This window comes from Musicola paradisiaca NCPPB 2511 (assembly GCF_000400505.1).
In the GTDB taxonomy this organism is placed as follows: Bacteria; Pseudomonadota; Gammaproteobacteria; order Enterobacterales; family Enterobacteriaceae; genus Musicola; species Musicola paradisiaca.
Map to the genome: position 1 here is coordinate 2,103,929 of NZ_CM001857.1, position 12,925 is coordinate 2,116,853.

General features: G+C 56.1%; 9 protein-coding genes and 1 pseudogene. 6 read left to right on the forward strand and 4 right to left on the reverse strand.

Going from position 1 to position 12,925, the window contains the following annotated elements; translation table 11 throughout:
- Window positions 1-79 precede the first annotated feature (79 nt).
- Complete coding sequence (gene pptA / locus DPA2511_RS09195) at window positions 80-310, reverse strand: tautomerase PptA (RefSeq protein ID WP_012765393.1); 231 nt, start codon at window positions 308-310, stop codon at window positions 80-82.
- 273 nt (window positions 311-583) lie between these two features.
- On the opposite strand from pptA, the pseudogene DPA2511_RS21445 reads away from it, so the two are divergent.
- A pseudogene (locus tag DPA2511_RS21445) lies at window positions 584-1,275 on the forward strand (sulfite exporter TauE/SafE family protein).
- A 121-nt stretch (window positions 1,276-1,396) separates the two neighbouring features.
- Here the strand turns inward: DPA2511_RS21445 and DPA2511_RS09205 are convergent.
- Together DPA2511_RS09205 and pdxR are read right to left on the reverse strand one after the other, a co-directional pair.
- Entirely contained in the window at window positions 1,397-2,491 is a 1,095-nt protein-coding gene (locus tag DPA2511_RS09205; protein ID WP_012765395.1) for an ABC transporter ATP-binding protein, read from the reverse strand.
- A 395-nt stretch (window positions 2,492-2,886) separates the two neighbouring features.
- Window positions 2,887-4,392, reverse strand: coding sequence for a MocR-like pyridoxine biosynthesis transcription factor PdxR (gene pdxR, locus DPA2511_RS09210; protein ID WP_012765396.1), 1,506 nt, complete (start codon window positions 4,390-4,392; stop codon window positions 2,887-2,889).
- Between the two features lie 126 nt (window positions 4,393-4,518).
- Here pdxR and DPA2511_RS09215 point away from each other — a divergent pair, with 126 nt between their 5' ends.
- From DPA2511_RS09215 to DPA2511_RS09235, 5 genes are all read left to right on the forward strand, one after another.
- Window positions 4,519-5,784 (forward strand): 4-aminobutyrate--2-oxoglutarate transaminase, encoded by a 1,266-nt coding sequence (locus DPA2511_RS09215; protein WP_012765397.1) that lies wholly within the window; start codon window positions 4,519-4,521, stop codon window positions 5,782-5,784.
- A 15-nt stretch (window positions 5,785-5,799) separates the two neighbouring features.
- The gene (locus tag DPA2511_RS09220; protein WP_012765398.1) at window positions 5,800-7,260 is read left to right on the forward strand and encodes an NAD-dependent succinate-semialdehyde dehydrogenase; all 1,461 of its coding nucleotides are present in this window, start codon (window positions 5,800-5,802) and stop codon (window positions 7,258-7,260) included.
- 399 nt (window positions 7,261-7,659) lie between these two features.
- Window positions 7,660-8,691 carry an ABC transporter substrate-binding protein gene (locus DPA2511_RS09225; RefSeq protein WP_012765399.1) on the forward strand — a complete coding sequence of 344 codons (1,032 nt, stop codon included), beginning with the start codon at window positions 7,660-7,662 and terminating at the stop codon, window positions 8,689-8,691.
- A gap of 35 nt (window positions 8,692-8,726) precedes the next feature.
- Window positions 8,727-9,998 (forward strand): ABC transporter permease, encoded by a 1,272-nt coding sequence (locus DPA2511_RS09230; protein ID WP_012765400.1) that lies wholly within the window; start codon window positions 8,727-8,729, stop codon window positions 9,996-9,998.
- A 24-nt stretch (window positions 9,999-10,022) separates the two neighbouring features.
- Window positions 10,023-10,841 carry an ABC transporter permease gene (locus DPA2511_RS09235; RefSeq protein WP_023638274.1) on the forward strand — a complete coding sequence of 273 codons (819 nt, stop codon included), beginning with the start codon at window positions 10,023-10,025 and terminating at the stop codon, window positions 10,839-10,841.
- A gap of 90 nt (window positions 10,842-10,931) precedes the next feature.
- Here the strand turns inward: DPA2511_RS09235 and DPA2511_RS09240 are convergent, their stop codons facing one another.
- Window positions 10,932-12,506, reverse strand: a complete 1,575-nt coding sequence (locus DPA2511_RS09240; RefSeq protein ID WP_012765402.1) for an EAL domain-containing protein — start codon at window positions 12,504-12,506, stop codon at window positions 10,932-10,934.
- Window positions 12,507-12,925 lie beyond the last annotated feature (419 nt).

Below are 12,925 nucleotides of genomic sequence, written 5' to 3' on the forward strand. Positions count from 1 at the left end.
GAGGGTTGCAAACGTCGATCAACGTCCTATTGTGTAGCAGGACAAGGCTCATCATAAGCCTTGTCCTAAAGAGCCAGCGTTACAGGGTGTATCCCGGCTTTTTGGTGAGATTTTCCAGTTCCGGCCCGATTTCCACGTCGTAAACCTCTTCTTTCCAGCGCTCAGGCGCCACTTCCGTCAACGCGACTGAAAGCGCTCTATCTTCGGAATGCAGATATTTTTTGATAACATCGCAAATCTCGTTTGCCAGCGCCTGTTTAACGTCTTCAGACAGATTCCGTGGGTAATATTTGACAGCAACGTGTGGCATAGCATGCTCCGTGAGTGAGGTATTGCACCGGAAATACGGGTGTCAGCGGCAAGCCGCGAGGCGAAATATGTTGGCACATTCTGGTGGTATTGCCTACGACGGCTTGCTGCTACACGCTGTTTTCGGTTTAGCGTACCGTCCCGACGGATTGCCCGGTGCCGATGCGACCGCTCCTTTTTAATTGGATGGTGTTATTGATTGATGAATATGTTGTTTTTGAGTGATGCGCTGTTATGTGTGTCGTTGGGGATAGGGCTTGGTATTTGCGGCGGTATGTTGGGCATCGGCGGCGGGCTGATCGCCATTCCGGTGTTGGGCATGTTGTTCGGCATGAATCAACATATCGCACAGGGAACCGCGCTGATAATGATCACGCCCAATGTCCTGATCGGGTTTCTGCGTTATCGGCAGCGCAACCGCATTGATACCCGCATGACATTGATATTGTGTGGTTTTGCGACGGTATCCTCTTATCTGGCGGCGCATGTCGCTTCGCTGATACCCGTCGACAATCTGCAAAAAGCCTTTGCCGTATTTCTGCTGGTGCTGGCGGTCTACTACATCGGGCAGTGGTTCAAAAGCCGGCATCACCATCGTGCGGCCACGGCGTTGTTGTCCCCCCGTTACCTTCCGGTGTTGGGGTGGCGAGCGGTTTTATGTCCGGGATTTTCACCGTCGGCGGCGGGTTGGTGGTGGTGCCGGCGCTGGTGACGCTGTTCGGTTTTACCCAAACACAGGCGCAGGGCATTGCGCTGGCGCTGGTGGTGCCCGGCGCGTTAGCGGCGTTGGCCTCCTATGCGCAGGCCGGCAATGTGGATTGGGCGACCGGTCTCCCATTGGCGCTGGGCGGTATCCTGAGTGTGTCATGGGGCGTGGCACTGGCGCACCGGCTGCCGGTATCCTTTCTGCGGCTGGCATTCTGCCTGGTGCTGCTCGGGGTAGCGCTGACGATGCTGTGGAAATAATCCACCCATAAACATCCTTCGTATCGCTAAACGAGTTATTGCGCTGGCAGGTCGATTCCCGACAATACGCCGGGAGTCGATTCGCAACATGCGCGGCTGTGCTGCGGCAAGATGTGATGCGTTAGTGTTCTACCACCACGTCCAACGCACGCAGATGTTCCGGCATCCAGGAGAGTTGAATCTCCGATCCCTCGTGCCAGTTCGGGTCGACCTCGCTGGCGGGCAGTTTCACCATAAACTGAGGTTGTCCAGCCACTTCAGTCATCATCCGGACATGATCACCCAGATAGATAAACTGCTGAATACGGGCACTGACTTGTTGCGCGCCGGTGGGGAGCGCCTGGAGATTCACTCGGACCCGCTCCGGGCGGATACAACAGGCGATTTTTTTGCCGGGGGAGCTTGGCCGTACTTTCAATGCACGTAACGAGGTGCCGTTATCCAGATTGACGTGGTAGTAATCGCCGTCGCTGCCTGCCTGCGTTCCCACCAACGTGTTGTTTTCGCCAATGAATTGCGCCACAAAAGTATTTTGCGGGCGTTCATAGATGTCGTTCGGGCTGTCCATCTGCTGAATAATACCGTCGTTGAAGACCGCCACACGGTTGGACATGGTCATGGCTTCGCTCTGATCGTGGGTGACGTAGACTACCGTTAACTCCAGTGCCCGATGCAGTTCCTTGATTTCCAACTGCATATGTTCACGCAGTTGCTTATCCAGCGCGCCCAGCGGCTCATCCATCAGCACCAGCCTGGGTTCAAACACCAGCGCACGCGCCAGCGCCACACGCTGTTGTTGGCCGCCGGACATCTGGGCCGGATAACGATCCGCCAGGTTTTTCAGCTTCACCCGATCCAGTACGCGATCGACTTTCTCTTTAATATCGCTGCGGTTCATGCGCCGAATCGAGAGCGGGAACGCCAGGTTCTCCGCCACCGTCATGTGGGGGAATAGCGCGTAGTTCTGGAACACCATGCCGATGCCGCGTTGATGCGGCGGCAGGTTATGCAGCGGCGTGTCGCGCAACAGGATCTCGCCTTGCGTTGGGGTTTCAAACCCGGCCAGCATCATCAGACTGGTGGTTTTACCGGAGCCGGACGGGCCCAGCATAGTCAGGAATTCGCCTTCCTGAATATCCAGATTCAGGTTTTTGACCACCAGACGATCGCCATCATAGGTTTTTTGGATGTTCTTGAAGCTGACGTAGGTTTTCATTCTTCCATTTCTCTCAGTGTCTCTGTCTCACTAAAGGAAATGCACAAATCATGCCCAGAGAATGACATGTAAATAATATTTATGTTTACGTGGGGGCTGATGTCACAAATCGCCAACGGAACCATAACAAAATCTACTGTCTGCGCGGATAAAGAGTCATAGAGTGAAAAAGAAAATCGTGCAGAGTGAAGGGGCATGGTTAAGTATTGCTGCCCATAAAGAGCATTGCCATGCATCAAAATGGGGGATGGGTGTCTGGCTGTGACGCACCATTATTGTGCATTATCGTCCGAGGCGAAACGCGCCCACACAACGGTGTTTTGAGCCGGTCGGCGCGGGTAAAAACGGGCGCCCGGCAGCGCCCGTCCGTGATGTATTTGCCGGGATAAAGCCCCTCAGCGCACGACGATAGGGTCGTGACTCTGCGTGCGAAGTGTTTTTATACAATCAACAATAACATCAAAGGCTTGCGCCATATCCAACTCATCAACGCCGGCGTAGCCTAACAGTAACCCACGCTGCCCGGCGGGCAGCAGGTAGTAGCTGGATAGCGGTTTGACCAAAACCCCGCGCTGCATAATCCGGGCGCTCAACACCACATCGTCAAGATGGTGCGGCAGACGCAGGATCAGGTGCAGCCCGGCATTGCTGTTATGCCCCAGATAGGCCTCTCCCAGGTGCTGAACGATCAGGTCGCTCAGCAGCGCCCGGCGGCGGGCGTACAGCAGCCGCATACGGCGGATATGGGCGGCATAGTGCCCTTCGCGGATGAACTGGCTCAACGTCAGTTGCGTCAGCAGATGACCGCCGCGGTACAGTTCGGCATGGGCGGTTTTCAGCTCTCGCGCCAGGTGGGGCGGCAGCACCATGTAACTGACGCGCAGGCCGGGGTAGAGGGTTTTGCTGAAGGTGCCGATGTAAATCACCGGCGGTTCCGTTTGCAGACCCTGTAACGCCGGGATCGGGCTGCCGGAGAAGCGAAACTCGCTGTCGTAATCGTCTTCGATCACCCAGCCGCCGTGTTCTTGCGCCAGCGCCAGCAAGCGCTGGCGTCGCGCCAAACTCATCACCGCGCCCAGCGGGTATTGATGCGACGGCGTGACGCAAATCAGCCGCGGCACCCGCTGCGGCGAAATGTCTTCCGGCGGCACCATGCCCTGTTCGTCCACCTCAATGGGCGCTACTCGTAATCCGTTGATGGTCAAGACGTTGCGCATGCCCCAGTAGCAGGGGTCTTCGATCCAGGCCACATCGCCGGGGTTGCATAGCATCTTGGCCAGCAGATCCATCGCCTGGTGGGTGCCTTCGGTAATCAGGATCTGTTCCGGCGCACACGTCACCGAACGGGCCACCCGCAGATAGTCCACCAGCGCCTGTTGCAGTTCCGGACAACCGCCGATCGGCGAGTAGGAGAGCTGTTCCGGTTTGAGCCGCCGGGATATCCGGCTTTGCAAGCGGCGCCAGAGGTCGTGGGGAAAGCTGGCGATATCGGGAATGCCAGGCATGAACGCGCCCCACTGGCGGGATGATGCGCCGGCATAGCCCAACAGGTGCTGGCCGCGGTGGGAAATTTCCTGCACGGACGGGCGGACGCTGGGTTGGGTATCGTCCCGAAGATCGGGCGGCAGGGTGTCCGGTAACTGTTCCGTGACGTAGCTGCCGCTGCCGGTACGGGTCTCGATATAGCCCTCCGCCAGCAGTTGTTCAAAGGCGGCGATCACCGTATTACGCGACAGCGAGAGCTGTTGCGCCAGGTCGCGCGATGAAGGCAGACGCCGTCCCGGCGCAATATCGCCCGTCAGAATCGCCAGCCGGATAGCGTCATACAACCGTTTGTTCAACGTGCCTGCTTGCTGTTGTTCCATGCCGGCAAGCAGCAGGTCTGTCAGTAACGAACGCAAAGTGGATCCCTCAAATAATAAAAACTGGTTCTGGATTGTGGGGCCATACAAGAGATAAATAACAACACAGACGTAACATCGTCAACCGCCGTCAGGTCGGGTGTGTTTATCGAATCGGAGCAAAAAATGAAGAATAGCGAATTGAATCAACGCCGTTTGGCCGCCACGCCCCGTGGTGTGGGAGTGATGTGTGATTTCTTTGCTGCCAAAGCGGAGAATGCCACGCTGTGGGATGAGGAAGGGCGTGAATATATTGATTTTGCTGCCGGTATCGCGGTACTGAACACCGGGCACCGCCACCCGAAACTGCTGGCCGCGGTACGCGAACAGTTGGAAAAATTTACCCATACCGCTTATCAGGTGGTGCCTTACGGCAGCTATATCGAACTGGCGGAACGTATTAACGCGCTGGCGCCGATCGACGGCCCGGCGAAGACCACCTTCTTCACCACGGGTGCCGAAGCGGTTGAGAATGCAGTAAAAATCGCCCGCGCGCATACCAAACGCCCCGGCGTGATCGCCTTTGGCGCCGCCTTTCACGGCCGCACCCTGTTGACGCTGACGCTGACCGGTAAAGTGGCTCCTTATTCCACCGGTTTTGGTCCGTTCCCCGGATCCATTTTCCATGCGCTGTATCCGAATGCGCTGCACGGTGTGAGCGTCGAACAGGCGCTGGACAGCATTGACCGTCTGTTCCACACCGACATCGCCGCCGATCAGGTCGCCGCGATTCTGCTGGAGCCAGTGCAGGGGGAAGGCGGGTTTAACGTGGCGCCGCCGGAGTTTATCAGCGGCCTGCGTAAACTGTGCGACAAACACGGCATGTTGCTGATCGCCGATGAAGTACAGACCGGGTTTGCCCGTACCGGCAAGCTGTTCGCGATGGAATATTACGAAGACAAAGCGGATCTGATCACCATGGCGAAAAGCCTGGGCGGCGGTTTCCCGATTTCCGGTGTCGTCGGCCGCGCCGACGTGATGGACGCACCGAACCCCGGCGGCCTGGGCGGCACCTATGCCGGCAACCCGCTGGCGGTGGCGTCGGCGCTGGCGGTGCTGGATGTGATCGCCGAGGAAAAACTGTGCCAGCGGGCGCAGCAACTGGGCGCTACACTGGTGGAAGCGCTGGAAAACGCGAAAGCGACCTGTCCGGCGATTGTCGACATCCGTGCCCGCGGTTCCATGGTGGCGGTCGAATTCAATGACCCGCAGACCGGCAAGCCCAGCGCGGACATCACCAAAAAATATCAGAAAGCCGCGCTGGAACAGGGGCTGCTGCTGCTGACCTGCGGAACACACGGCAACGTGATCCGTTTCCTGTATCCGCTGACCATTCCTGACGCCCAGTTCAGCAACGCGCTGTCCATCCTGTCCGGCGTTCTGGCGAAGTAAGTGAAAAGGGTAGCTATGCAACTGAAACAGAAAGCATTATTCCGCCAGCAGTGCCTGATTAACGGTGAATGGCTGGAGAGCGAAAGCGGGGAACACCTGAGCGTGAATAACCCCGCTACCGACGCGGTGCTGGGCACGATTCCGCTGATTACCGCGGCTCAGACGCAGCTGGCGATTGCGGCGGCGGAACAGGCGCTGGCCGCATGGCGTCAGCGCACCGGCAAGGAACGCGCGGCGCTGCTACAGGCTTGGGCGCGGTTGATCCGCGACAATCAGGATGACCTGGCGGCCATCCTGACCGCCGAGCAAGGTAAACCGCTGGCGGAAGCCAGTGGCGAGATCGCCTATGCCACCTCGTTCATTGACTGGTTTGCCGAAGAGGCTAAACGGGTGGAAGGCAGTGTGCTGCAGTCACCGCAGGCCCACCAGCGTTTGTTGGTGATCAAGCAGGGCATCGGCGTGTGCGCAGCGATTACACCGTGGAACTTCCCGGCGGCGATGATCACCCGCAAAGCCGCGCCGGCGCTGGCGGCGGGCTGCACCATGATCGTCAAACCGGCGGAGCAAACGCCGTTTACCGCGCTGGCATTGGCGGAGCTGGCTCAGCAGGCCGGTATCCCGGCCGGCGTACTGCAGGTCGTCACCGGCGATGCGCCGTCGGTGGGCAAAGTGCTGTGCGACAGCCCGGTCGTCCGCAAACTGAGCTTTACCGGATCAACGGAAGTCGGCCGCATCCTGATGGCGCAGAGCGCGCCGACGGTGAAAAAACTGTCGCTGGAGTTGGGGGGCAACGCGCCGTTTATCGTGTTCGACGATGCCGATCTGACGCAGGCGATCAAGGGCATCATGGCCTCGAAATTCCGCAACAGCGGGCAGACTTGCGTGTGCGCCAACCGCATCTACGTGCAGCGCGGCATCTATCCGGCGTTGGTCGAGCGGCTGGTGGCGGAAGTCGAAAAACTCAAGGTGGGCGACGGTACTGAACCCGGCGTTACCCAAGGGCCGCTGATTGACGGCGATGCCATCGGCAAGGTTCAGCAGCACATCGACGATGCGCTGAGCAAAGGCGCCACGTTGTTGACCGGCGGCAAACTGCATGCGCTAGGCGGCACGTTCTTCACCCCGACGGTGATTGGCGATGTGACCCGCGAAATGCGTTTTGCCCGCGAAGAAACTTTCGGCCCGGTTGCGCCGTTGTTTCCGTTCGACGACGAAGCCGAGGTGGTGGCGATGGCCAACGATACCGAATTCGGTCTGGCCGCGTATGTTTACACCCGCGATGCCGCCCGTCAGTGGCGGGTGCCGGAAGCACTGGAGTACGGCATGGTGGGCATTAACACCGGCCTCATCTCTAACGAAGTCGCCCCGTTCGGCGGGGTGAAACAATCCGGACTTGGACGCGAAGGATCGCGTTTCGGTATCGAGGAATACCTGGAGATGAAATATCTCTGCGTTGACCTCTCGCCCTCCGCCTGAGGAACCAGGCTGAACAGGGACGTTCATCTCGCCTATCGCCGGTTTTCATTTTTCAGTCCGACTATTTTTACGTGCGCCCAGGGCGCGCGTGAAAATTTGCGCCCGCGATTCCGGTGGACGCAAGGGGGCTGCGATGCGGCATCCGGGCTGTCATGGTGCAATCAATTTTTCACATTGCACCATGATAAGGCGAAATGAGCGGTCGATTTATTGATGAAAGAACAGGGCAGATTGAACAGTTTACGGAATACCTCATTTGCTGGTCTTCTAGGTCAATTTCCGCTGACTCATCAGAAAGTGGCACGAAAACTGCTTTACACAGTGATGCGTATGCATCAGGAAAATTTAAGCGTTTTGCCGTTTCGGCATTGCGTTGACTAACTCTCCAGGAGCCAGACTATGTTGAAGAAATTTGCCTTATCCGCATTGCTCGTCGCCATGGCGTCACAGAGCTGGGCTGAAAACCTGACCGTGATTTCGTTTGGCGGCACCAACAAGGACGCGCAGGATAAAGCGTTTTATAAACCGTTCCAGGCCACCGGCAAAGGGACGATCGAGGCCGGCGAATACAACGGCGAAATGGCTCGGATCCGCGCCATGGTGGAAACCGGTCAGATCGGCTGGGATGTGGTGGAAGTGGAAGGCCCGGAGTTGATGCGCGGCTGCAACGAAGGGCTGTTCGAACCGCTGGACTGGAAAAAACTGGGTAATGAATCCGAATTCGTTAACGGGGCGGTATCCGAGTGCGGCGCCGGGATTTTCGTGTGGTCTACCGTGCTGACCTACAATGCCAACAAACTGCAGAAAGCGCCGACCAGTTGGGCTGACTTCTGGGATGTGAAAGATTTCCCCGGTAAGCGCGCGCTGCGCAAAAGCGCCAAATTCACACTGGAGATAGCGCTGCTGGCGGACGGTGTGAAACGTGAAGACGTGTACAAAGTCCTGGCGACGAAAGAGGGCGTTGATCGCGCATTCAAGAAACTCGACCAGATCAAACCCAATATCCAGTGGTGGGAATCCGGCGCGCAGCCGTTGCAGTGGCTGGTGTCCGGCGACGTGGTCATGACGTCCGCCTATAACGGCCGCGTGGCGGTGGCGCAGAAAGAGAAGCCGGGCATCAATATTGTCTGGAGCGGCGCGCTCTATGACCTCGATAGCTGGGCGATCGTTAAAGGTTCCAAACACAAAGCGCTGGCTGAGCAGTTCATCGCCTTCGCCAACAAACCGGAAAACCAGAAGATCTTCGCGGAAAACATCGCTTACGGCCCGACCAACAACAACACTACCGCGCTGTTAGCGCCGGCTGTCAGCGTCAACTTGCCGACCGCACCGGATAACCTGTCCCAGTCGGTACAGGTGGATACCGAGTTCTGGATCGATCATGGCGAAGAGCTGGAGCAGCGCTTCAACGCCTGGGCTGCCCAGCACTAAGTTCGGTTCGGCCTGCAATCACAAGGAGATAGACTATGTCCCAGAACGATATGTTGGCGGTGGACACCTCCCCCGGCAATCCACCGCCCCGCACCACCCTGAAGCAGCAGCTGCGTCAGGCGCAGGCCCGTTATCAGAAGCGTTCGTTGTTGCTGATAGCGCCGCTGTTCCTGTTTATTTTGGTCAGTTTTCTGTTTCCGATCCTGTCGATTCTGGGCAAAAGCGTTTCCAACCCCGATTTGCGCGTGAACATGCCGTTGACTATTGAGGCGATGCGGCAATGGCCCGGCAAAGACGTACCTGATGAATCGGTATTCAAAGCACTGGTGACGGATCTACGTACCGCGCGGAATACCGGGCAGGTTGCCGCCATCACCAAACGGCTGGGGTATGAAGACGGGCAGTACCGCACGCTGATTACCCGGACGTTGCGTAAACTGCCTTCGGATGACAGCCCGGATCTCCGCGGGCAGTTGATCGCTGAACAGCCGCTGTGGGGGGAATTAGCCACCTGGAAGACCCTCGATCGCGCGTCGCGGCCGTTCACCAGCTATTACCTGCTGGCGGTATTCGACCATAAGGTGGATCCGCAACGCGGTGAAGTGGTGATGCAACCTGCCGATCAAGCGCTGTATATCGATGTGCTGCTGCGCACCTTGGTGATGGCGGGCATGGTGACGCTGCTGTGTGTTGCGTTGGGGTATCCGCTTTCCTATTGGTTGGCGAAGCAGCCCAATAATCGCGCCAATATGCTGATGATTCTGGTGTTGCTACCGTTCTGGACGTCGTTGATCGTGCGAACCGCCAGTTGGATCGTGCTGCTGCAATCTGGCGGCCTGATCAACCGCTCGCTGATCAATCTGGGCATTATCGACCAGCCGTTGGAACTGGTGTTCAACCGGTTGGGGGTCTACATCTCCATGACCCATATTTTGCTGCCGTTTTTTGTGCTGCCGCTGTATGCGGTGATGAAGGGTATTTCGCCTAACTATGTGCGGGCGGCGATTTCGCTGGGGGCGCATCCGTTTGTGGCCTTCTGGCGGGTGTATGTACCGCAAACTTACGCGGGCGTGACTGCCGGTGCGCTGCTGGTGTTCATGATGGCGATCGGCTACTACATTACGCCGGCATTGTTAGGTGGGCCGGGCGATCAGATGATCAGTTACTTTGTGGCGTTCTTCACTAACACCACCATGAACTGGGGGATGGCGGCGGCGCTGGGGACGCAACTGCTGGTGATCGTGGTGTTGCTGTACGTGGTCTATATCCGTGTTACCCGTACCGGGGCCGAAGCGGCCGCGCGTTAACAGAAGGAGAAACTGATGAAGGAAATGAGACAACAGGGTTCGCAGCTTCTCCGGTTGTGGAATGCGTTTTTTAACTTTTACGGCGCGGCGATGCTGCTGTTTCTGGTGGTGCCGGTGTTGGTGATCGTGCCGTTGTCTTTCAATGCCGGCTCGTTCCTCAGCTACCCGCTGGCGGGGTTTTCCCTGCGCTGGTATCGCGAGTTTTTCCACTCCAGCGAATGGTTGAGCGCGCTGGGCAATAGCCTGCTGATCGCGCCGTTGGCGACGTTGCTGGCGACGGGGTTGGGCGTGCTGGCCTCGGTGGGGCTGGTGCGCGGCGAATTTCGCGGTAAATCGCTGGTGATGGCGGTGCTGATCTCGCCGATGATTGCGCCGGTGGTGATCGTCGCGGTGGGGATGTTCTTTTTCTTTGCCAAACTGTCGCTGCTGAACAGCTATTTCGGTTTGGTGCTGGCGCATGCGGTGCTCGGGGTGCCGTTCGTGGTGATCACCGTGACCGCCGTCTTGAAGAATTACGATCAGAACTTGAACCGGGCCGCCGCCAGCCTTGGCGCGCCGCCGTTGCTGACGTTTCGTAAAGTGACGCTGCCGCTGATCGCGCCCGGTGTGTTTTCCGGCGCGCTGTTCGCGTTCGCTACGTCGTTTGATGAAGTGATCGTCACGCTGTTTCTGGCCAGCCCGCGCCAGCGCACGTTGCCGCTGCAAATGTTCGCCGGGATTCGCGAGAACCTGGATCCGACCATCGCCGCCGCCGCATCTATGATGGTGGCCGCCGCGCTGGCACTGTTGATTGTGATGGAAGTCTTGCGCCGTCGCGCGGAGAAATTGCGCGGCGGTCATTGACCTTCGCGTCAGTACCTTGTCGTGGTATAGCCCTTGCCGGTGTTCCCGATGCTGGCGAGGGCTATTTTTATCGTGAAGGTGGGATGTGCGTTAGATGTGATCGCCGATGAACGGTATGTCGTGGTGACGGGGGGGACTATTCTCGGCGATGACGGTGATCAGTTGTTCGTTGCGCATGGCTTTATAGAATAACCAACCTTGGCCGTAGACATTTTGAGTATTCTTCAGGATAAAATCGGACTGGTACTGTTCTTCAATACCCTCGAAAACAATGCGTTTATGATGGCTCTCAACCATTCGGATAATGGAATAGATGATATCCATCCATAATTTGTCATTGTTTAAATGATGCAGGAACATTTTATCGATTTTAACCGTATCAAACTGTAAGTCGACCAGGGATGACAGATTGCTGGAGCCGGTGCCAAAATCATCCAGGCTGATGCTGTGGCCCATACTCATCAATTTTTTTATCTGCGAGGATAATAGCTCAGCATCCAGATTGATGTGTTCCGTAATTTCAAAAGCGATCTGATGCGCATGGATACGGTACGTTTTCATGTTTTCCTGAATTTGGGTGAAAAAAGTTTTCGAGCAGAGGTCGCCGCTACTCAGGTTGAAACTGATAAAAAAATCCTGGCTGTGGGTGAGAATGCTTTGGCACTCGTCAAGCGATTTATCAATAACAAGTTTGGTGATCTCATGGGTGATCCCCAATTTCTCGGCAAGTTGAATGAAGAGATCCGGTGATACTTGCCCATAAATGTCATCTCGCCAGCGCACCAATGCCTCGGCGCCTACAATAGCGCGGCTTTTTAGCTCCACAATCGGTTGGTATTCGACATACAGCGCTTTGTTTTTGATTGCGCGTTTTAGTCGGTTGGAAATCGTATTACGCCATCCGGAAATAAAATAGGCTAGCAAAGCAATCATCAGGCCGAAAATAAAACCGAGAGCAGCGATAAATATAATGACCGTGGCGGAGAGATTTGATATCCCGGCGCCATAATGCGTGATGCGTATGCAGAGGTTTTTCTCGCTGTCGCAACGAACATAATTAATCGTTTGAAATGGCAGAATAGGGGTGGGGGCGTTGAATGAATTATGGTGTAACACTTGCGTTTCATCGAGCGTAGTAACCTTAATATCACTCTGATCTAACACACCATCCAACATATTCATGGGTATCTGAGTGGGAATGATCGCGACATTATTTTTGAGTGATATATTAACTTTGTGATTTTCCATAAGAGGGAAATTAAAATCTGTGATTTTTTTTAGCCCATCTTTGTAATCAATGGTCGTGTTGGGAATATTTATCGGGGTGGGCAATATTCCCCAGGCGCCGGAGCAAATAATAGCATTATCCTGGACGATGCCGATATCGTTAATATAACTCGTATCCCAGATGATGGTTCTTAACTTATTAATGCTATCCGGCTGGCAATTATTAATATGATTATTCGTTACGTTAGTGGCTACGGTTTGTATTTCCCTTGCCATGTCGGTGGACAATTTTATTATTCGGTTTGCCTGTGTTTCTGTACTCGCTCGCGATAATAGAGACATCGTCAGCTGGGCGATGGAAAGCAACACCACCGCCCCGATGAAACCCAGCAGCAACATACCAGAGAGTTTAGGAATGCGTTTTTGAATAGAATTCATACACTTCCCTTAATTTATGCCATCAGACGGGAATGTTACGCGATGCCATGGTTTATATCCGGCATATTTCAGGCTGCCGGTGCGGTGGCGTATCCTTGGGGTTCGCCTCTTTGGGGGCGCCGCTCGAATAATTCAGGGTATATCCGCAATTTTATTGTGTTAGTGACTATAAGTGATCCCCTCAAAAACACCAGAAAATGCCCATTTTCATCAGGATTATTTATCGATATCCCGGCGTTGATCGTGTGACCTGTTCACCGTGGCCCGAATTCCCGTTGAACCACCCCCCCATGTCTTCCCGGTAAATGCCAGTATGGATTGGCGGCGGCGGCGGGCGGGCTAAGTGTGCCGAACCGGCTGGATTAGGGCCGCGCCAGGCGGTGGACAACCACTGGCTGCCGGAAATACCCACGCGCAGC